The organism is Pantoea graminicola (genome assembly GCF_048452665.1).
GTDB lineage: Bacteria > Pseudomonadota > Gammaproteobacteria > Enterobacterales > Enterobacteriaceae > Pantoea.
This window is the reverse complement of sequence record NZ_JBLWSJ010000004.1, coordinates 292,877-313,226: the sequence shown is the minus strand read 5'-3', so window position 1 is coordinate 313,226 and position 20,350 is coordinate 292,877. Positions and strand designations below refer to the sequence as shown.

At 56.4% G+C, this 20,350-nt stretch carries 16 protein-coding genes; 4 read left to right on the top strand and 12 right to left on the bottom strand.

Annotated features, from left to right (window positions below):
* Positions 1 to 26: 26 nt before the first annotated feature.
* From ACNY69_RS12125 to tkt, 7 genes are all read right to left on the bottom strand, one after another.
* Entirely contained in the window at positions 27 to 752 is a 726-nt protein-coding gene (locus tag ACNY69_RS12125) for an oxidative stress defense protein (RefSeq protein WP_111140640.1), read from the bottom strand.
* Positions 753 to 897: 145 nt separating this feature from the next.
* Complete coding sequence (argO, locus tag ACNY69_RS12120) at positions 898 to 1,521, bottom strand: arginine exporter ArgO (protein WP_111140641.1); 624 nt, start codon at positions 1,519 to 1,521, stop codon at positions 898 to 900.
* A gap of 122 nt (positions 1,522 to 1,643) precedes the next feature.
* Positions 1,644 to 2,525, bottom strand: a complete 882-nt coding sequence (mscS, locus tag ACNY69_RS12115) for a small-conductance mechanosensitive channel MscS (protein ID WP_293774601.1) — start codon at positions 2,523 to 2,525, stop codon at positions 1,644 to 1,646.
* A gap of 179 nt (positions 2,526 to 2,704) precedes the next feature.
* A complete protein-coding gene (gene fbaA / locus ACNY69_RS12110) occupies positions 2,705 to 3,784 on the bottom strand; it encodes a class II fructose-bisphosphate aldolase (RefSeq protein ID WP_111140643.1) in 1,080 nt (359 codons plus the stop codon).
* Between the two features lie 105 nt (positions 3,785 to 3,889).
* A complete protein-coding gene (gene pgk, locus ACNY69_RS12105; RefSeq protein ID WP_111140644.1) occupies positions 3,890 to 5,053 on the bottom strand; it encodes a phosphoglycerate kinase in 1,164 nt (387 codons plus the stop codon).
* Positions 5,054 to 5,104: 51 nt separating this feature from the next.
* Complete coding sequence (gene epd, locus ACNY69_RS12100; RefSeq protein WP_111140645.1) at positions 5,105 to 6,124, bottom strand: erythrose-4-phosphate dehydrogenase; 1,020 nt, start codon at positions 6,122 to 6,124, stop codon at positions 5,105 to 5,107.
* Between the two features lie 316 nt (positions 6,125 to 6,440).
* Positions 6,441 to 8,435, bottom strand: a complete 1,995-nt coding sequence (gene tkt, locus ACNY69_RS12095) for a transketolase (RefSeq protein ID WP_111140646.1) — start codon at positions 8,433 to 8,435, stop codon at positions 6,441 to 6,443.
* A 271-nt stretch (positions 8,436 to 8,706) separates the two neighbouring features.
* Between tkt and loiP the strand changes: the two genes are divergently transcribed.
* A complete protein-coding gene (gene loiP, locus ACNY69_RS12090; RefSeq protein WP_418798497.1) occupies positions 8,707 to 9,462 on the top strand; it encodes a metalloprotease LoiP in 756 nt (251 codons plus the stop codon).
* A 52-nt stretch (positions 9,463 to 9,514) separates the two neighbouring features.
* Here loiP and ACNY69_RS12085 read toward each other — a convergent pair whose 3' ends face one another.
* The 3 genes from ACNY69_RS12085 to speA all read right to left on the bottom strand — a co-directional run bounded on the left by ACNY69_RS12085 (position 9,515) and on the right by speA (position 13,168).
* Positions 9,515 to 9,925, bottom strand: coding sequence for a YidB family protein (locus tag ACNY69_RS12085; RefSeq protein WP_111140648.1), 411 nt, complete (start codon positions 9,923 to 9,925; stop codon positions 9,515 to 9,517).
* A 175-nt stretch (positions 9,926 to 10,100) separates the two neighbouring features.
* Positions 10,101 to 11,021, bottom strand: a complete 921-nt coding sequence (speB, locus tag ACNY69_RS12080; RefSeq protein ID WP_111140649.1) for an agmatinase — start codon at positions 11,019 to 11,021, stop codon at positions 10,101 to 10,103.
* A gap of 170 nt (positions 11,022 to 11,191) precedes the next feature.
* Positions 11,192 to 13,168, bottom strand: coding sequence for a biosynthetic arginine decarboxylase (gene speA / locus ACNY69_RS12075; protein ID WP_111140650.1), 1,977 nt, complete (start codon positions 13,166 to 13,168; stop codon positions 11,192 to 11,194).
* An 844-nt stretch (positions 13,169 to 14,012) separates the two neighbouring features.
* Here speA and metK point away from each other — a divergent pair.
* Together metK and ACNY69_RS12065 are read left to right on the top strand one after the other, a co-directional pair.
* Positions 14,013 to 15,164 carry a methionine adenosyltransferase gene (metK, locus tag ACNY69_RS12070; protein ID WP_418798494.1) on the top strand — a complete coding sequence of 384 codons (1,152 nt, stop codon included), beginning with the start codon at positions 14,013 to 14,015 and terminating at the stop codon, positions 15,162 to 15,164.
* A gap of 526 nt (positions 15,165 to 15,690) precedes the next feature.
* The gene (locus ACNY69_RS12065; RefSeq protein WP_111140652.1) at positions 15,691 to 17,088 is read left to right on the top strand and encodes a sugar porter family MFS transporter; all 1,398 of its coding nucleotides are present in this window, start codon (positions 15,691 to 15,693) and stop codon (positions 17,086 to 17,088) included.
* 65 nt (positions 17,089 to 17,153) lie between these two features.
* Here ACNY69_RS12065 and ACNY69_RS12060 read toward each other — a convergent pair whose 3' ends face one another.
* Together ACNY69_RS12060 and ACNY69_RS12055 are read right to left on the bottom strand one after the other, a co-directional pair.
* Positions 17,154 to 18,425, bottom strand: coding sequence for an O-antigen ligase family protein (locus ACNY69_RS12060; protein WP_418798492.1), 1,272 nt, complete (start codon positions 18,423 to 18,425; stop codon positions 17,154 to 17,156).
* Positions 18,415 to 19,560, bottom strand: coding sequence for a glycosyltransferase (locus tag ACNY69_RS12055; protein ID WP_418798489.1), 1,146 nt, complete (start codon positions 19,558 to 19,560; stop codon positions 18,415 to 18,417). Before ACNY69_RS12055 ends, ACNY69_RS12060 begins: the two co-directional genes overlap by 11 nt.
* Positions 19,561 to 19,771: 211 nt before the next feature.
* Here ACNY69_RS12055 and ACNY69_RS12050 point away from each other — a divergent pair, with 211 nt between their 5' ends.
* Positions 19,772 to 20,284 (top strand): SprT family zinc-dependent metalloprotease, encoded by a 513-nt coding sequence (locus ACNY69_RS12050; protein WP_111140654.1) that lies wholly within the window; start codon positions 19,772 to 19,774, stop codon positions 20,282 to 20,284.
* Positions 20,285 to 20,350: the final 66 nt, after the last annotated feature.

The following is a 20,350-nucleotide window of genomic DNA, read 5'->3' as shown; positions in this document are numbered from 1 at the left end:
AAAAACGGGGCATCAGCCCCGTTTTTTTATTGTGCCGCGTTGGGCTTGATCTCAAACACCACATCGACCTGATCGTCAAAGTTGATGCTCTGCTGATCGTAGGTCTCCTGCGCAGAAGTCTCTGGTGCCGCCGCCGCTTTATACATGCGGTTCATCGGCATCGGCTGATAGTTGGCAACCTGATAGCGAATGCTGTAGATCGGCCCCAGCTTCGCGTTGAATCCTTCCGCCAGCTGAGAGGCCTGCTGGGTCGCATTCTGAATCGCCGCTTTACGCGCCTGCTCTTTGTAGCTCTCCGGGTTGGCCACGCCTAACTCGACGCTGCGAACCTCGTTCAGACCGGACTTCAGCGCCCCATCCAGCAGATCGTTCAGCTTATCCAGCTGACGCAGCGTGACCTGCACCTGACGGACGGCACGGTAGCCTTTCAGCACCGATTTCCCCTCTTTGGTATAGTCATACTCAGGCTGAGTGCTCAGGTTAGCGGCATCGATATCTTTCTTCTCAATACCGTTTTTCTGCAGAAAATCGAAATATTGTGCAACCCGGCTGTCCGCCTGCTTTTTCGCATCGGCAGCGTCTTTGGATGAGACATTCACCACAATAGAGAGCGTGGCGATATCGGGACGGGCATCGACTGTTGCCTTGCCTGAGGTCACCACGTGGGGCCCGTTTGGTAACTCATCAGCGTGTACGCCAGGCAGTGCCCCGGCGCTCATGATTGCGGCCAGAGCCAATGCTTTCAGTTTCATGAAAGTCCTCCTTGAAAAGGTCACTATGACGGCTTCTAACCGGCGAAGCCCAGCAGCGCATCGGTATGCGCCATGCTTTGAGTGGTCATTATGGCAAAAGTTCGCCCGCCACGCGGCAATTACCGGCACGGATCGCGGGCCGGGATCAAAAACCAGCCATACCCTGGCGTGCCAGCTGCAGGGCGATAAACCACATGACCGCGCCGACCAGCAGATTGATGATGCGCTGTGCTCTCACCGTGCGCAGTCGCGGAGAGAGCCACGCTGCCAGCAGCGCCAGACCGAAGAACCACAGAACCGATGCGCTGATGGTCCCCAGTGCGAACCACTGGCGCGCTGTGGTGGTCGGCAGCTGACCGCCCAGACTGCCCAGTACCACAAAAGTATCAAGGTAGACGTGCGGATTGAGCCAGGTGACCGCCAGCAGCGTTGCGATAATCCGCCCGCGGCCCTGCTTTAGCAGCTCGCCATCCGCCAGATCGGCGTCGCCGCGAAAAGCACTGCGCAGCGCACCCCAGCCGTACCACAACAGAAAGGCAACGCCTGCCCAGGTGATCGCCATCAGCAGCAGCGGCGACTGGTTCAGCAGTGCGCTGCCGCCGAAGATCCCGCCACAAATCAGCAGAATATCGCTCAGCGAGCAGAGTGCCGCCGTCATCAGATGATACTGACGCTTCACACCCTGATTCATGACAAACGCGTTCTGCGGGCCCAGTGGCAGGATCAGCGCAGCACCCAGGGCAAGCCCCTGAAAATAGAGAGATAACACGGAATAACTTCCTCACAGGATTGGATGTGATGAAGTATAAGGAGAGAAGATAATAAGCGGAAATTGAAAGATTTAATCTGCGATTAGCAAAATTAATGGGCGACTGCAGCCGCCCAAAAGGATTACTGCGGCTGTGCCCCGGCTGAAGCGGCCTCCGGCTGACGGCTGGTGTGCAGATGCACATCCATCTGCGGATAAGGAATACCGATACCTTTCTCATCCAGCGCCCGCTTGAAGTTCTTCATCAGGTCCCAATAGACATTCTGCAGGTCTCCACTGTTACTCCAGCAGCGCACTACGAAGTTGAGAGAGGAGGCAGCCAGCTCGTTCAGGCCGATCTGAATGCCCTTATCTTTCAGCACGCGGCTATCAGCTTCAACCACCTGCTGCAGTAAGGCGATCACCTCATCCACATCCGCGTCATAGGCGACGCCAATGATAAATTCATTGCGGCGAACCGGTTCGCGCGAGAAGTTAACGATGTTGCCACTAATGATCTTGCCGTTGGGCACGACCACAATTTTGCCATCTGCCGTGCGCAGTGTAGTGGAGAAGATCTGCACATGCAGGACGGTGCCCATGACGCCGCCCAGATCGACAAATTCACCGGTCCGGAACGGACGGAAGGTCACCAGCAGTACGCCAGCCGCCAGGTTTGAGAGCGAGCCCTGTAAGGCCAGACCCACGGCCAGACCGGCGGCACCCAGCACGGCGATCACCGAGGCGGTCTGGACGCCAATGCGTCCCAGCGCGGCGATCAGCGTAAAGGCGATGACGCCGTAACGCACCAGTGCAGAGAGGAAATCCGCGACCGTGGCGTCGATGTGACGGGCGCGCAGCAGGCGATTGACCGTGTTAGAGATAATGCGGGCGATAATCATCCCGACAATAAGAATGGCGATGGCCGCAACGATATTAACGGCATAGCTGAGGATCAGCGCCTGATTGCGTATCAGCCAGTTGCCCGCGTTATTGATGCCGTCGACGACGTGTAACTCTTCCATTAATAAGCCCTGTTGTTAGATTCCCATCGGGGAATGACAAAATTGCCAGATGTAATCCGACACCCTGTTAACAAGGGTAATCAATTATCGGATGAAGTGCCAAATCCCCCGGCTTCCGGCAGGCTTAACGCATAAAAAAAGGCCCTTTCGGGCCTTTTTTGTACGGTAACGGATAAAGGTTACAGAACGTCGACAGCGTTAAGCTCTTTGAAAGCCTGCTCCAGACGCACGACCATCGAGGACTGGGCAGAACGCAGCCAGACGCGTGGGTCGTAATATTTTTTGTTTGGCTTGTCGTCGCCTTCCGGGTTACCCAGCTGCGACTGCAGATAGCCTTCGTTCTTTTTGTAGTACTGCAGAATGCCGTCCCAGGTCGCCCATTGGGTATCGGTATCGATGTTCATCTTGATCACGCCGTAGCTGATAGACTCTTCGATTTCTGCTGCTGAAGAACCTGAACCGCCGTGGAAAACGAAGTCCAGCGCGTTGTGCGGCAGGCCATGTTTTTCACACACGAATTTCTGCGAATCGCGCAGGATGGTCGGGGTCAGTTTGACGTTGCCTGGCTTGTAAACGCCGTGAACGTTACCGAATGAGGCCGCAATGGTGAAGCGTGGGCTGATCGCATGCAGTTTTTCGTACGCGTAGTTCACATCTTCTGGCTGGGTGTAAAGTGCTGACGCGTCCATGTGGCTGTTATCCACGCCATCTTCTTCACCACCGGTGCAGCCCAGTTCGATCTCCAGGGTCATGTCGAGTTTCGCCATGCGCGCCAGGTACTTACTGCTGATTTCGATGTTCTCTTCCAGAGACTCTTCTGACAGGTCGATCATGTGAGATGAGAAGAGTGGCTTACCATTTTTCTGGAAATACTCTTCGCCCGCGTCCAGCAGACCGTCAATCCACGGCAGCAGTTTCTTGGCACAGTGGTCGGTGTGCAGGATAACCGGCACGCCATACTGCTCTGCCATCAGGTGAACGTGGTGTGCACCGGCGATCGCACCGAAGATGGCCGCGGCCTGTGGCTTGTCACTCTTGAAGCCTTTACCCGCGATAAAGGCTGCACCGCCGTTAGAGAACTGGATGATGATTGGCGCTTTCACTTTCGCTGCAGCTTCGAGTGCCGCATTGATGGAGTCGGTGCCGACGCAGTTTACGGCTGGCAGTGCGAATTTGTTCTCTTTTGCAACTTTGAAGATCTTCTGTACGTCATCACCAGTGACAACGCCGGGTTTTACGAAATCAAAAATTTTAGACATGATTGTGTCCTGTTTCGTGACCGTTGTTCCCCTTAAGGAACGTCGATTTAAACGCCCAGTCGGGCAAGACTTCAGGCGATGCCGTCAGGCATCGCCCCCAAAGGATTACTGCTTCGCACGCTCTTCCAGCATGGCAACGGCCGGCAGTTTTTTGCCTTCCACGAACTCCAGGAATGCGCCGCCGCCGGTCGAGATGTAGGAAATTTTGTCTTCAATGCCGAACAGATCGATAGCCGCTAAGGTATCGCCGCCGCCTGCTACAGAGAACGCGTCGCTGTCTGCAATGGCATTAGCCACGATCTCGGTGCCTTTACGGAAGTTAGGGAACTCAAACACGCCTACCGGGCCGTTCCACAGGATGGTTTTAGCATCCTTCAGGATCGCAGCCATCGCCTGTGCGGTTTCATCACCAAAGTCCATAATCTCTTCGTTATCCGCCACTTCCGAAACCTTTTTCACGGTTGAAGGGGCAGTTTCAGAGAATTCCGTGCCGACGCGGGAGTCAACCGGAACCGGGATACCATACTGGTCGCGCAGGCCTTTAGCCGCTTCCACGAAGTCTGGCTCATAGAGTGATTTACCGACCTTGTTGTCGATAGCCACGAAGGTGTTAGCGATGCCGCCGCCGACAATCACGGTGTCCGCGATTTTCACCAGCGACTGCAGCACGTCGAATTTGGTAGAGACTTTAGAGCCGCCGACGACCGCAACCAGCGGACGCTCAGGGTTGCTCATTACTTTACCCAGTGCTTCCAGCTCAGCAGAGAGCAGCGGGCCTGCACAGGCGACAGGGGCAAATTTGCCGACGCCGTGGGTAGAAGCCTGCGCGCGGTGCGCGGTACCAAAGGCATCCATCACGAAGACGTCACACAGGGCAGCATATTTTTTAGACAGTGCTTCGTCGTCTTTCTTTTCGCCTTTGTTAAAGCGAACGTTTTCCAGAACGACCAGCTCGCCAGCGCCGACGTCAACGCCGTCGAGGTAATCTTTAGCCAGCGTCACGGTGGTGCCGTTCAGCTTCTCTTTCAGGTAGTTAACTACCGGCAGCAGTGAGAACTCTTCGTTGTATTCACCTTCGGTCGGACGACCCAGGTGAGAGGTAACCATTACTTTCGCGCCCTGTTTCAACGCCGCTTCAATGGTTGGCAGTGAAGCACGGATACGTGCATCAGACGTCACTTTACCTTCTTTAACAGGTACGTTCAGATCGGCACGGATCAGCACGCGTTTGCCAGCCAGATCCAGATCGGTCATCTTAATTACAGACATGGTGAATCCTCTCGTTGATTCTCATAAGTTTTGCCAGACGCAAACCGCGTCTTACCTGAAACCACTTGCGGCCATCGCTAACGTCGTGTCGAGCATCCGGTTAGCGAAGCCCCATTCGTTGTCACACCAGACCAGGGTCTTGATAAGGTGTTGACCACTGACCCGCGTTTGTGTTCCATCCACAATGGCACTGTGCGGATCATGGTTAAAATCGACTGAGACTAACGGTAATTCCGTATAGTCAACTATACCACGAAATGCCCCCTCTGCTGCGCTTTGCAGCAGGGTGTTCACCTCGCACGCCTTCACGGCCTGGCGCACAGAGACGCTGAGATCGATGGCCGTGACGTTAATGGTCGGCACACGCACGGCTATCGCCTCAAAGCGATCGTTGAATTTCGGAAAAATGCGGGTGATTCCGGCCGCCAGACGCGTATCGACCGGAATGATCGACTGACTGGCGGCGCGGGTGCGACGCAGATCGCTGTGATAGGCGTCGATCACCTGCTGATCGTGCATCGCGGAGTGGATCGTGGTGACGGTGCCGGACTCGATGCCAAAGGCGTCATCCAGCAGTTTGATCACCGGAATAATGCAGTTGGTGGTACAGGAGGCGTTGGAGACGATGCGGTCGCTGGCCGTCAGATCCTGCTGGTTCACGCCATACACGACGGTCGCGTCGAGGTCATGGCCGCCGGGATGCGAGAAGAGTATCTTCTTCGCCCCCGCCTGCAGATGCGCTTCGCCATCAGCGCGCGAGCCGTAGACGCCCGTGCAGTCCAGCACTATATCCACATCCAGTTCGCGCCAGGGAAGATCGGCAATGGCGGCGCGGTGCAGAATGCGCACGGTATCGCCCCCGACACAGAGCACATCGCGCTCCTGGCGCACATCGAAAGCAAAACGGCCGTGGCTGGTATCATACTTCAGCAGGTGCGCCATACCGGTGGCCTCTGCCAGCTCGTTGATGGCGACCACGGTGATTTCCGCCCGCCGGCCCGTTTCATAGAGCGCGCGCAGGACGTTGCGTCCAATCCGGCCAAAACCATTTATCGCTACCCGTACCGTCATTTCTCTCCTGCCACGTCAGACTGAAAAAAACGTGCCGTTAGCCTGAGCGTTTCACTGCATTTTGTACAGGAGATTCTTACCCGGCATTGTCCGAAACCAGGGCGATCTGCCCGGCGACTGAAACGGTTCAGCTACAATAATAGAAGGAAGGAATAACGGGAATGACTGTGATCAATCTGCCTGCTTAAATTTGGATCTGCATCACAAAAACGGGCAAAAATCAGTTATTACTGCAGGAATAAAAGAGGAAAAAGGGACGAAAAGATCGTCCCCGAGTTTTACTACCAGGCGGGTGAAGCGCCGCCTGGCCGCGTTTTTACGCCAGCAGCGCCTTCGCTTTCGCAACCACGTTGTCGACGGTAAAGCCAAACAGTTCAAACAGCTGATCCGCAGGAGCAGATTCGCCAAAGCTGGTCATGCCCACAATCGCGCCGTTCAGGCCGGTGTATTTGAACCAGTAATCTGCGATGCCCGCTTCAATAGCAACGCGTGCGCTGACCGCTTTCGGCAGCACAGATTCACGGTACTCTTCGCTCTGCTTGTCGAAAGCATCGGTCGATGGCATGGAGACCACGCGCACTTTACGGCCTTCGCTGGTCAGTTTATCCCAGGCGCCTACTGCCAGTTCCACTTCTGAACCGGTAGCGATCAGGATCAGCTCCGGCGTACCTTCACAGGTTTTCAGCACGTAGCCGCCGCGCGCGACGTTCGCCAGCTGTGCAGCATCACGTTCCTGCTGCGCCAGGTTCTGACGGGAGAAGATCAGCGCCGTCGGGCCATCTTTACGCTCAATAGCATATTTCCACGCCACCGCAGACTCCACCTGGTCGCATGGACGCCACAGGCTCATGTTTGGCGTGGTGCGCAGGCTCGCCATCTGCTCAACCGGCTGGTGCGTCGGGCCATCTTCGCCCAGACCAATGGAGTCATGGGTGTAGACCATGATCTGACGGATCTTCATCAGGGCCGCCATACGCGCGGCGTTACGCGCATACTCCACAAACATCAGGAAGGTTGCGGTGTAAGGCAGGAAGCCGCCGTGCAGCGCCAGGCCATTGGCGATGGCGGTCATACCGAACTCGCGCACGCCGTAATGGATGTAGTTACCGGCCGCATCTTCATTGATCGGCTTAGAGCCGGACCAGATGGTCAGGTTACTTGGCGCCAGATCGGCTGAGCCACCCAGGTACTCTGGCAGAATTTTACCAAAGGCTTCAATGGCGTTCTGTGAGGCCTTACGGCTGGCAATCTTCGCCGGGTTGGCCTGCAGCTGCTCAACAAATTTCTGTGACTCTTCCTGCCAGTTCGCCGGCAGCTCGTTGCTGACGCGACGTGTGAACTCAGCCGCCAGCTCCGGATGCGCCTGCGCATAGGCAGCAAATTTCTCATTCCAGGCAGACTCTTTCGCCTGACCCGCTTCTTTCGCGTCCCACTCAGCGTAGATTTCAGAAGGGATCACAAACGGTGCGTGGTTCCAGCCCAGCTGTTTGCGGGTCAGTGCTACTTCGTCATCGCCCAGCGGCGCGCCGTGAGAATCGTGGGTGCCCGCTTTGTTCGGTGAACCGAAGCCGATCACGGTTTTGCACATCAGCAGTGAAGGCTTGTCGCTGACGCTTTTCGCTTCGTCGATCGCTTTAGCAATCGCGTCTGCATCGTGGCCATCGATGCCACGGATCACATGCCAGCCGTACGCTTCAAAGCGCTTCGCGGTGTCATCAGTGAACCAGCCATCAATGTGACCGTCGATAGAGATGCCGTTGTCATCATAGAAGGCCACCAGCTTGCCCAGCTTCAGGGTTCCCGCCAGCGAGCAGACTTCGTGAGAGATGCCTTCCATCATGCAGCCATCGCCCATGAAGACATAGGTGTTGTGGTCTACGATATCATGCCCCGGACGGTTGAACTGGGCTGCAAGTGTGCGCTCAGCAATCGCGAAGCCAACGGCGTTCGCAATGCCCTGCCCCAGCGGGCCGGTGGTGGTTTCCACGCCTGCGGTGTAGCCATATTCCGGATGACCTGGAGTTTTTGAGTGCAGCTGGCGGAAGTTTTCCAGCTCGCTCATCGGCAGATCGTAGCCGGTCAGGTGCAGCAGGCTGTAGATCAGCATTGAGCCGTGACCGTTAGAGAGCACGAAACGGTCGCGGTCAGCCCACTGCGGGTTCGTTGGGTTGTGGTTCAGATAGCCGCGCCAGAGGACTTCAGCGATGTCCGCCATACCCATCGGGGCACCCGGATGTCCCGACTTCGCTTTCTGTACTGCATCCATACTTAACGCACGAACGGCGTTGGCAAGCTCTTTACGAGAGGGCATTTTCTACTCCAGGTCGGATTAATGCTTCGCACCTTAACTTATTGTTATTAATGAGTTAGCGGGCAAAACAAGGAAAAAGTTGCCCATCAATGTACATGAAAATCGGGGCAAAAGTACATGCTGTAAAACGCTAAATGCAGCCGCTTCGTCTGGCTTTTCCGGCCAACTCTGCTAGCAAAGTGCGGACGGGCACGCTATAACCAAAACGTTTATTCACCTGACTGCGTTTCAGGTGTTTGTTTTTCTTACCTTGTTATGAATGGGATAGAGCATGAAAATCCAGAAAACGGTATGTGCGCTGGGGCTGGCGACGCTGCTCAGCGGCTGTCAGGGTTTAGACAATAACGGGCTGATGCAGTCGGGCGCACAGGCGTTTCAGGCTTATACCCTGAGCGACGATCAGGTAAAGCAGCTGAGCGATCAATCCTGTGAGCAGATGGACAAGGATAATCAGATCGCCCCGGCAAACAGCGACTATCAGCAGCGGCTGAACAAGATCGCGGCCGCGCTGGGCGATAACATTAATGGCGTGCCGGCTAACTACAAGGTCTATCAGACCAAAGATGTCAACGCCTGGGCGATGGCAAACGGCTGTATCCGTGTTTACAGCGGCCTGATGGATATGATGACCGACAACGAAGTTGAAGGCGTGCTGGGCCATGAGATGGGCCACGTCGCGCTGGGCCATACGCGCAAGGCGATGCAGCTGGCGTATGCCACCACCGCCGCCCGCACGGCTGCCGCGTCGGTGGGGGGTGTAATCGGCTCCCTGTCGCAGTCGCAGCTGGGCGAAATGGGTGAAAAGCTGGTTAACGCCCAGTTCTCTCAGTCTCAGGAGTCGCAGGCGGATGATTACTCTTACGATCTGATGAGGAAGCGCAACATCAACCCGATGGGTCTGGTGACCAGTTTCGAGAAGCTGGCGAAGCTGGAACAGGGTCGTCAGAGTTCAATGTTTGACTCTCACCCGGCCTCTGAAGCGCGTGCGGAGCATATCCGTGAGCGCATCGCGGCAGACGCGAAGTAACGCCAAAGGCGGGTGCAGCCGGAGGGATGCGCCCGCCATGCGGCTCAGCGGTCTAGCGGTGGAAGATCTGATTCACCATAGAGCCCAGATCGAGTTTGTTCTCGTGCAGTGAGGCTTCATCCATCTGCCCCTGCGGTGACATCCGGTCAATCAGCTGCGGCAGAATCACCGCCAGCGTCCCCGCCGCCCCCTGCACATCCGTGCCCAGTTTATCCGCCAGCGACTGCAGCTCAGACTGGCCAAACGCCGAGTGAATATCGTTGTGCGCCAGCGGCTGGTTCGCGCCGGTGCCAATCCACGAGCTGAAAACGTCACCCAGTCCGCCCTGCTGGAATTTTTGCAGCAACACTTCGACACCGCCCTGCTCCTGCACCCAGTGCCAGACAGCCTGAAGCTGCCCCGGAAGATGCCCGTCACTCTGGTGGTTCTGCAGTGAACCCGCCAGTTCATCAAGAAAGCCCATGATTGCCTCCACATTGAGAATGGGTATCAATAAGTTTAGTTGCTGATGCGGGGTTGCGCCCGGATCACGGGCTGACGTGGCGGGTGGAGACGGTGCGGGCGAGGCGTGGGCACAGAGAGAAACAGAGGACAAACGCCTGCCGGACGCAGCCAGCAGGCGTGGGATAGCGCGGGGATTAACCTTTGTTCACAGCCTGAACATGCAGCATATCCAGCGCCAGCGTGGCCGCAGCCAGCGCGGTCAGATCGGCGTGGTCATAGCCCGGGGCGACTTCAACCAGGTCCATGCCGACAATGTTCATCCCCTGCAGGCCACGGATCAGTTTGGTCGCCTTGTCGGTGGTAAGACCGCCAATGACCGGCGTACCGGTGCCAGGCGCATGGGCCGGGTCCAGGCAGTCGATATCGAACGTCAGATAGACCGGCAGGTCGCCAACGGTGCGTTTTACTTCGGCCAGGATATCATCAACGCTGCGGTCATTGACCTGCGCCGCATCCAGCACGTTGAAGCCCAGGCTCTTGTCGAACTCGGTGCGGATACCGATCTGCACGGAGTGCTGTGGATCGATCAGCCCCTCTTTCGGCGCGGTAAAGAACATGGTGCCGTGGTCGAACGTCGGGCCATTCGAGTAGGTGTCAGTGTGCGCATCGAAGTGCACCAGCGCCATCCTGCCGAAATGTTTCGCATGAGCGCGCAGCAGCGGCAGCGTAACGTAGTGGTCGCCGCCAAAGGTCATCATGCGCTTGCCATTCGCCAGCAGTTTTTCTGCATGGGCCTGTAACTTGTCGGAGAGATCCTGCGAATCACCGAAGGCGTAAACCAGATCGCCGCAGTCGACGACGTTCAGACGCTGACGCAGATCGAAATCCCACGGCCAGCGGCAGCCTTCCCACGCCAGGTTGGTGGAGATCTGACGGATCGCTCCCGGCCCCAGGCGGCTGCCCGGACGACCCGAGGTGGCGGCATCGAAAGGAACGCCGGTGATCACCCATTCGGCGTCGCTGTCATAAGGCTGAAAGTTGAGCGGGAAACGCATAAAGCCGAAGGCGTTAGAGACCAGGGAGTTGTCGTACTGATTGCCAAGCGTGTTGTACATAATTGCTCTCTCTTTGTGCGTGAGTCGGGCCAGGCCCGCAAGCCATTAAGGTTGAGATGAAAAAAATCCCCTCCGCGTCGTTAGGCCCGACGAGGAAGGGATTGAGTGTGTCAGATTATCGACATAGTGAACGGCAACTGCAATATGCGATCGCCGCCTGCCCGCGTCGGTTACTCATCTTCTAAATAGGTGTATCCGTAAAGGCCGCTCTCAAACTCTTCGAGGAACTGCGCACGCAGCTCGTCGTCGATATCGGAGGTCTGAACCTGATTACGGAACAGCGTCATCAGCTCGTTGGGATCCAGCTGCACGTAGCGCAGCATGTCTGCCACGGTGTCCCCTTCGTCGGAGAGCTGCACTTCCACTTCCCCGTTCTCGCGCGCGTAGACATCCACCGCCTCGGTGTCGCCGAACAGGTTGTGCATGTTGCCCAGGATCTCCTGATAGGCGCCGACCATAAAGAAGCCCAGCATCGGCGGGTTATCCAGGTCATATTCCGGCATCGGCAGCGTGGTTGCGATACCGTCGCCATCCACGTAGTGATCGATGGTGCCATCGGAGTCACAGGTGATGTCGAGCAGCACGGCACGACGCTCCGGCTTTTTGTTCAGCCCTTCCAGCGGCAGCACCGGGAAGAGCTGGTCGATACCCCATGCGTCCGGCATCGACTGGAACAGCGAGAAGTTCACATAGATCTTATCCGCCATCCGCTCCTGCAGTTCGTCGATGATCGGACGGTGCGCACGGTTGCTGGGATCGAGATGCTGCTGGATGTAATGACAGATGCTCAGGTAGAGCTGCTCGGCCCATGAACGCTGTTTAAGATCGTAGGTGCCGGACGAGTAGCCGGTGTGGATATCAGACAGATCCATCTGGCTGTCATGCAGCCATTCACGCAGCGAACGGCGGGTGTCCGGCTCGTGCATCTCCTGCCAGGTTTCCCACATGCTGAGGATCGGACGTGGCGCATCCGGTTCCGGCGTTTCGGGTTCGCTGAATTCGTTGCGCTCCACGCCGATGATGTTCGAGACCAGCACGGTATGGTGTGCGGTCACGGCACGGCCCGACTCGGTGATGACCGTCGGATGTTCCAGACCATGCTCATCACAGGCAGCACCGATCGCCCAGATCACGTTGTTCGCGTACTCATTCAGGCCATAGTTGACCGAGCAGTCAGACTGCGAGCGCGTGCCTTCGTAATCGACACCCAGACCGCCGCCGACGTCGAAGCATTTGATATTAACGCCCAGCTTCGCCAGTTCCACATAGAAGCGCGCCGACTCACGCACGCCGGTAGCAATATCGCGGATGTTGGCCATCTGCGATCCCAGGTGGAAGTGCAGCAGCTGCAGGCTGTCGATACGACCCGCTTCGCGCATGATCTCAACCAGTTTCAGTACCTGGGTTGCCGACAGGCCGAACTTCGACTTTTCGCCGCCGCTTGACTGCCATTTGCCGGAGCCCTGCGACGCCAGACGCGCACGGATACCCAGACGCGGCACCACGTTGAGACGCTCGGCCTCTTCCAGCACCAGCCGGACCTCGGTCATCTTCTCCAGCACCAGATAGACCTTGTGGCCCATCTTTTCGCCAATCAGCGCCAGACGAATATATTCACGGTCTTTGTAGCCGTTACAGACGATCACCGAACGGGTCTGACCGGCATGCGCCAGCACCGCCATCAGCTCTGCTTTTGAGCCAGCTTCCAGTCCCAGCGGCTCACCGCTGTGGATCAGCGACTCAATCACCCGCTTATGCTGGTTAACCTTGATCGGGTAAACCAGGAAGTAGTCGCCGGTATAGCCGTAAGATTCACGCGCACGTTTAAAGGCGGCGTTGATAGAGCGCAGACGGTGCTGCAGGATTTGCGGGAAGCAGAAGAGCGCGGGCAGACGCTGGCCCTGCGCTTCGCGCTCTTTAACCAGCCGGGCTAAATCGACGCGCACCTCGGGGCGATCCGGGTCCGGGCAGACGCTGATATGGCCCAGCTCGTTAACGTCGTAATAGTTGTTGCCCCACCAGGCGATGTTGTACGTGCGCAACATTTTGCTCGCATCCTGATCGTTCATTGCAACCTCCTGCATGGAGCGGAGTGTACCCTGTTCGCCAGCTGACGAACCTTTGATATTCTTCATGTCGTCAGACATCGCGAACCTCAATTTTCCGTTGAAAGATGAAACTGTTAACCGGCTGTATGGCCGCCAATCTGAAAACCTGTCGCCACATTAAATGCAATGTCCTGTTCACCTGACATTCTCGTCAGCGCGATTCACGCCTCAGCGTTAAGTGTAAAACACCCTGACCATCCCGGTTTAAACAGAGAACATTTAACCGATCGGTATAGACCAGAGATAACCAGTGTCGTTCCGCTGCGCAGCCGCAGAGAAGTAACAAAACCCTGAGAACAGAGATAAAGATTAGCCGGTGCCTGTGTCGGTAAAATTACCGCATCGGACAGCGTGTCGGCAGGCATGAGAAACAGATGGGAAGCAGGAGAGAGCCAGCGCAGCCGCGCTGCGCAGAGAACCGAAAGAAGAAAACGCGTGGTTCATTACTTGTATCACCTCCGCATATGCCAGGGGCACATGGAGAACAACCAGGGTGAAAGCCAGACCCGGGTCTGACAGGCGCGACGCAGACAGGGGCGTCATCCTTGCTGCTGCTATCAAAAGCAGCGGCGTTTTATACAGTTTACCGTCTGGAAATGCAAAAAGATTATCGGCGAATTGTGTGTAGCCTCAGTAAATTATGCCGATAACAGTGGCAGGGCGAACGCGGAAACAGAAAAAGGGCTGGCAATTGGTTTATCCTCTATCCTAAAATAGCCGTCCAGATGGTTTTCCATCTAAACAGGTTACGATCCAGGCGGTGTCAGCCTGCTGTGCTGATACTTCCTCACTGCTCGCGGCTTTGCCTGAAGGGGCGTCAGGCCAGAAACCCTCCCTGACGCTATGCAGTCGTACTCAAACCATATTTAAGGTAAAGAACAGAATGGCTAAACACCTTTTCACGTCCGAGTCCGTATCAGAAGGACATCCCGATAAAATCGCCGACCAGATCTCCGATGCTGTGCTGGATGCGATCCTGGAGCAGGATCCTAAAGCGCGCGTGGCCTGCGAAACCTACGTCAAGACCGGTATGGTGCTGGTTGGCGGTGAAATCACGACCAGCGCATGGGTCGATATCGAAGAGATTACCCGTAAAACTGTACGTGAAATCGGCTATGTTCATTCCGATATGGGCTTTGATGCCAACTCCTGCGCGGTATTAAGCGCGATTGGTAAACAGTCTCAGGATATCAACCAGGGCGTTGACCGTACCGATCCGCTGGAACAGGGTGCGGGCGACCAGGGTCTGATGTTCGGCTATGCCACAAACGAAACCGACGTGCTGATGCCTGCGCCGGTGACCTATGCGCACCGTCTGGTTCAGCGCCAGGCTGAAGTCCGTAAAGATGGCACGCTGCCGTGGCTGCGCCCGGATGCCAAGAGCCAGGTCACCTTCCAGTATGATGATGGCAAAATCGTCGGCATCGATGCCGTGGTTCTGTCGACCCAGCATGCCGAATCCATCAGCCAGAAAGATCTGCAGGAAGCGGTGATGGAAGAGATCATCAAGCCGGTTCTGCCAGCAGAGTGGATGAGCGCCACCACCAAATATCACATCAACCCAACCGGTCGCTTTGTGATCGGCGGCCCGATGGGCGACTGCGGCCTGACCGGTCGTAAAATCATCGTGGATACCTACGGCGGCATGGCGCGTCACGGTGGCGGTGCATTCTCCGGTAAAGATCCCTCTAAAGTAGACCGCTCTGCAGCCTATGCCGCGCGTTACGTAGCGAAAAACATCGTCGCGGCGGGTCTGGCTGACCGTTGTGAAATCCAGGTCTCCTACGCCATCGGCGTGGCTGAACCGACCTCTATCATGGTAGAAACCTTTGGCACCGAGAAGGTGTCAACCGAGCAGCTGACGCTGCTGGTGCGTGAGTTCTTCGACCTGCGTCCATACGGTCTGATTCAGATGCTGGATCTGCTGCACCCGATCTACAAAGAGACCGCCGCATACGGTCACTTTGGTCGCGAACATTTCCCATGGGAAAAAACCGACAAAGCCGCCCTGCTGCGTGACGCGGCTGGCCTGTAAGGTCACCGGCTGTCCATGAAGCCCTGCCTTCCGGCAGGGTTTTTTTATGCCCTTTTCAGCCGCATCACTGACGGCAGGCGCAGATTCTTCCTTTCCGCACTCTGGGCAGCGGCTGTTTCTGGCCTGGCTTCCCTGCTAAAAACGCAATTTCGGGCGTGATCTTTTCGCGCCAGGGCAATTTCTTATTTCTCAGCTACACTTCCTTTCGCTTTTTCTGACAACAAAATGTTAACGATTACAAATCGAAATGCTTTGTTTATCTGATATTTAAGATTTAACGCACGTAGTTATTCTTCTGAAAATGCGTTATTTTCAGCGTCGTCTGATAGCCGGTAAACAGAGCATTGTCAGAAACTTAATGAGTGCTATACCTCACTGATTAATGAATCTTTACGAGAGAAATAGGCTGAATTTCAGGGTTTCAGCATGTGTAAGCGATTACACTGATGTGATCGGTTTCACTTTTTTCTCGCAAAAGGTTTTTTAACATCGATAAAAACAATGATGGATAAACCTGGAGGCTAAAATGCCTGGCAATACACACAAAAGCAGAACTTCAAATAAGGCGATGACCTTATTTGTCTGCTTTCTGGCGGCCCTTGCGGGTCTGCTGTTCGGTCTGGATATCGGCGTGATCGCCGGTGCCCTGCCGTTTATCGCAAAGGACTTCAACGTTACCGCTCATCAGCAGGAGTGGATCGTCAGTTCGATGATGTTTGGTGCCGCCGTCGGCGCGATCGGCAGCGGCTGGATGTCATCCCGTCTGGGCCGTAAAAAAAGCCTGATGACCGGCGCGATTCTGTTCGTCATCGGTTCACTCTGGTCGGCAATGTCGCCGAACCCGGAGATGCTGATCAGCGCCCGCGTGCTGCTGGGTCTGGCTGTCGGTATCGCCTCTTATACCGCCCCACTCTATCTTTCTGAAATTGCACCAGAAAAAATTCGCGGCAGTATGATTTCGCTGTATCAGCTGATGATCACCATCGGTATCCTGGGTGCGTACCTGACCGATACCGCGTTCAGCTTTACCGGCAACTGGCGCTGGATGCTGGGCATCATCACGATTCCGGCACTGCTGCTGCTGATCGGGGTTTTCTTCCTGCCAAACAGCCCACGCTGGCTGGCGGCACGAGGCAACTTCCGCGATGCACAACGCGTTCTGGATCGTCTGCGTGACACCAGCGAACAGGCCAAACGTGAGCTGGAAGAGATTCGTGAAAGCCTGAAAGTTAAGCAGTCTGGCTGGGGTCTGTTCACCAGCAGCAGCCACTTCCGCCGCGCGGTCTATCTCGGCATCCTGTTGCAGGTGATGCAGCAGTTTACCGGCATGAACGTCATCATGTACTACGCGCCGAAAATCTTTGAAATCGCCGGCTTCGCCAACACCACCCAGCAGATGTGGGGCACGGTGATTGTGGGTCTGATTAACGTACTCGCGACCTTTATTGCCATCGGTCTGGTGGATCGCTGGGGCCGTAAACCGACCCTGATTCTGGGCTTCATGGTGATGGCGGCCGGTATGGGCGTGCTGGGTACTATGCTGCACTTCGGCATCCATACTCCGGGCGCGCAGTACTTCGCTATCGGTATGCTGCTGATGTTCATCGTGGGCTTTGCGATGTCAGCCGGTCCGCTGATCTGGGTACTCTGCTCCGAGATTCAGCCGCTGAAAGGCCGCGATTTCGGTATCACCGTTTCCACCACCACCAACTGGATCGCGAACATGATCGTGGGTGCGACCTTCCTGACGATGCTGAACACGCTGGGCAATGCCAACACCTTCTGGGTCTACGCGGCGCTTAACCTGTTCTTCATTCTGCTGACGGTGATGCTGATCCCGGAGACCAAAAACGTCTCGCTGGAGCACATCGAACGCAATCTGATGGCTGGTAAAAAACTGCGCGATATCGGTTCACGCGACTAAGATTACGCATAAAAAAAAGGGCGGGGTTTCTCTGGAAACCCCGCCCTTTTTATTGGTTCAGCGCATCAGGATGAGGATGTCATCCGCGCCGCCGGTAAAGCGCGCGGCAGGCAGCAGAGCGCCAGCGCCATAATAAAAATGGTGGCGGTCTGATTATAGGGCAGCACCGAGTCGGTCAGCCCGCAGATAAACAGCCCCACAATCGGCAGCGCCACGCCGCGCAGAGGGCATCTCTTCAGCCAGCCCGCCAGCACGGTCAGATAGAGTAACGCCAGCGACAGCGTTCCCAGCCAGCCCTGCAGCGTCGTAACCTCCAGAAACTCGTTGTGCATGTTGTATTTGACGTTGGTGTAGCCTTCGATATTGAGAGGATAGTGCGCCATGATGAACTTCCGCGCCTCGGTGGTCCGCGCATCCGGCGTCGCAAAGCCATCATGATGTTCGATGAAGTCCATCGCCCCACCCCAGATCGCCACGCGTGCACCCAGCGAGGTCGAACTGTTCGAGCCGTAGTTCTCAATATCCTGAACGCCTTCCACCCAGCGATTACCGGTCATCAGCACCAGCACCGCCAGCAGCCCCACCAGCAGCGAGCCCGTCCGCCAGCTGGCGAACAGCGCCAGCCTGTAGGTCTGTAACAGGAACAGCAGCCCGACGGCGACCAGCGCAATCAGGGTGACGCGGGTGCCGCACAGATAGAGCAGCGCGAGAGTCACCGCCAGCGCCGTGATATCGGCCACCTTCCAGTACGCGTGCGTCTCAAAGCGGCTCAGCCAGAGCCAGGCGCAGTAGATAAACAGAATCATATAGGAGGACATCGAGGCCGCTTCGGTGGTGAGCTTAATGCGGACATTCTCCGTATAGAGATGCTCATGAATCCCGAAGCCCAGCGTGATCAGCAGCCCCGCCAGCATCAGCAGCCTGCCGATACGCAGCGTAGTTAACGAAACCCGCTGCCCGTAAATGGCCAGACTGAGCAGGACAAAGGCCCCCAGCATCAGACGCTTCGCCCCCAGAAGATAGTTGCCGATATTGGTGATGGCGTCGGTCGAGGGCGCAGTTTCAACGCCTTTAACGTGAATCGCCCAGCACAGACGAATCAGCGCGAACAGGATCAGCACCGCAAACAGGAGCAGGTAAAAGCGGTTCTCTTTAAAGTCCATCCGCCTGCGCACCACGCCATAGAGCACGGAGGCGACAGAGAGATAGGAAACCAGATAGAAGATCTTTTGTGGCAGGCCCGTAACAAACATATTCAGCGACAGCGCCAGGCAGAGCGCAATAACGGCGAAATTCACCAGCAACGTCAATCCGTTGCGGCTGGTTTTAATCGTCATGCTTAACCTCAGTCAGGCGGTTAAACACACTCAGCAGGTGCTTCATATAATTCTCCTCATAAAAACCGGCAATGCTCGCTTTAATAACCTGATGCTCAGGGAAGTGAAAATCGTCGTTCATGGCGTTGAGAATCGCGGCCAGCGCCATGCTGTCATTAGTCGGGTAGAGCTGACCATTGAGACCGTTCTGAATAATCTCCGATGGCCCGCTGACGCAGTCGGATGAGACGCAGTAGACACCGCGCGACATCGCCTCCAGCAGGATCAGCGGGAAGCCCTCAAAGTTAGAGGTCATGATCAGACAGGAGACCTGTTTAATGTGGCTGCTGACATACGCCCAGGCGTCCTCCTGCCAGCCATGCCAGGTGATGCGATCCTGGAGGCCGAGCTGCGCCGCGTAGTGCTGACACTGCGCCAGATCCTCACCATCGCCCACCATCTCCAGCGTCCAGGGCAGGGTGAGCTGATGCAGGGCATCAAAGAGATCTTTCAGCTGTTTCTGGCGCTGGAAGTGAACACGGCCGATGTAGAGAAATTTCAGCGCCTGCGGCCTGCCAATCACCACGTCGCTGCGCCTGACAGGGTTATGGATGACGTCGACAGCGGCGGCCGGTACGCCCAGCTCCACCAGCTGCTGTTTAATCTGATGACTGATCGCAAAATGGTGATCGGCCCGTCGCAGATAGTGCGGACGGTAGCGATCCCGCGGGGGCAGATGCATCCAGCTCGACAGGACGATCTTACGGCCGGAGAGCGCGATTGCCCGGCGGGCCATTAACGTGGGGATCGTGTTCAGGGTCAGCACATGGTCGGGCCGATAGCGACGGAAAAAGACGGCCATTCTCAGCGTATGAATCAGATTCTTTATCTTCTTATTCCGCAGCGTGCAGACGCTCTCGGCTAAAACGGCGTTGGCGGTCCAGGCGCGGGAGTGGCTCTCTTCGCCGCTGTTGATAATGAACAGCCCCGCTTCCGTTCCGGCCTGGGCATTCAGAGCGGTGATCAGCTGACAGGTCACATTTTCCATGCCGCCGCGGCCAGCCATCAAATCGGTCACCAGCACTACCCGCTGTTTCCTGATGTTCTTATTTTTCATTGCGTTGTCCGTACACTCTGCCATCCGCTTCTTATCCATCCACTCTGCAGTGACCCCTGTCGACAGGATATTCTATAAGAGGCCATAACCCTATTTAATCCAGAAATTTCAGCCGGTCGCCAGGTCTCTCAAAGCAGGATCGCGATTACAGATTATCTGGCGGGAAACTGGCGGCAAAGTATAGCTACTGCGCCGCCGATTTTCGCGGACAACGTTGAGTTCCGACGCGACGGCGACTATTCTGGGCGCCATGAAAACGCCCCGACTTCCCATCGCTCTGCAGCAGGCCGTGATGCGCTCGCTGCGCCAGTCGCTTGAACGCGCCAATCAGACACTGGAGACCGCCTGGCCCGAACCAAAACTGCTTTATCAGCAGCGCGGCACGGCGGCGGGCACCGCCTGGCTCAACGCCTGGGAGATCCGCCTTAATCCGGTGCTGCTGCTGGAAAACCAGCAGGCCTTCATCGATGAAGTGGTGCCGCATGAGCTGGCGCATCTGCTGGTCTGGAAGCAGTTCGGTCGTGTTGCCCCGCACGGCAAAGAGTGGAAATGGATGATGGAGCAGGTGCTGGGCGTGCCGGCACGACGTACCCATCAGTTTGAGATCGCCTCCGTGCGCAGCAAGACCTTTGCGTATCGCTGTCAGTGCCAGCAGCATCAGCTGACCGTGCGCCGCCACAATCGCGTGCTGCGCAAAGAGAGCGAATATCGCTGCGTACACTGCGGCAGCCTGCTTATTGCGGGCGAGTTTATCGCGACCTGAGAAGAATCCCCATTCCGCCCTATTCCACATTCTGTTAACCTGCCGCCCTTTTTCGTACTGAGTAAA

Excerpts from the sequence above, each read along its gene's own strand:
- speA (WP_111140650.1), bottom strand. The coding sequence starts at position 13,168 with ATGTCTGACGACATGAAGAATATCAAAGGTTCGTCAGCTGGCGAACAG.
- ACNY69_RS12055 (WP_418798489.1), bottom strand. The coding sequence starts at position 19,560 with ATGGATAAGAAGCGGATGGCAGAGTGTACGGACAACGCAATGAAAAAT.
- epd (WP_111140645.1), bottom strand. The coding sequence starts at position 6,124 with ATGACGGTACGGGTAGCGATAAATGGTTTTGGCCGGATTGGACGCAAC.
- pgk (WP_111140644.1), bottom strand. The coding sequence starts at position 5,053 with ATGTCTGTAATTAAGATGACCGATCTGGATCTGGCTGGCAAACGCGTG.
- tkt (WP_111140646.1), bottom strand. The coding sequence starts at position 8,435 with ATGCCCTCTCGTAAAGAGCTTGCCAACGCCGTTCGTGCGTTAAGTATG.
- speB (WP_111140649.1), bottom strand. The coding sequence starts at position 11,021 with ATGTACAACACGCTTGGCAATCAGTACGACAACTCCCTGGTCTCTAAC.
- metK (WP_418798494.1), top strand. The coding sequence starts at position 14,013 with ATGGCTAAACACCTTTTCACGTCCGAGTCCGTATCAGAAGGACATCCC.
- fbaA (WP_111140643.1), bottom strand. The coding sequence starts at position 3,784 with ATGTCTAAAATTTTTGATTTCGTAAAACCCGGCGTTGTCACTGGTGAT.
- mscS (WP_293774601.1), bottom strand. The coding sequence starts at position 2,525 with ATGGAAGAGTTACACGTCGTCGACGGCATCAATAACGCGGGCAACTGG.
- ACNY69_RS12050 (WP_111140654.1), top strand. The coding sequence starts at position 19,772 with ATGAAAACGCCCCGACTTCCCATCGCTCTGCAGCAGGCCGTGATGCGC.
- ACNY69_RS12125 (WP_111140640.1), bottom strand. The coding sequence starts at position 752 with ATGAAACTGAAAGCATTGGCTCTGGCCGCAATCATGAGCGCCGGGGCA.
- ACNY69_RS12060 (WP_418798492.1), bottom strand. The coding sequence starts at position 18,425 with ATGACGATTAAAACCAGCCGCAACGGATTGACGTTGCTGGTGAATTTC.
- ACNY69_RS12085 (WP_111140648.1), bottom strand. The coding sequence starts at position 9,925 with ATGGGCTTTCTTGATGAACTGGCGGGTTCACTGCAGAACCACCAGAGT.
- loiP (WP_418798497.1), top strand. The coding sequence starts at position 8,707 with ATGAAAATCCAGAAAACGGTATGTGCGCTGGGGCTGGCGACGCTGCTC.
- ACNY69_RS12065 (WP_111140652.1), top strand. The coding sequence starts at position 15,691 with ATGCCTGGCAATACACACAAAAGCAGAACTTCAAATAAGGCGATGACC.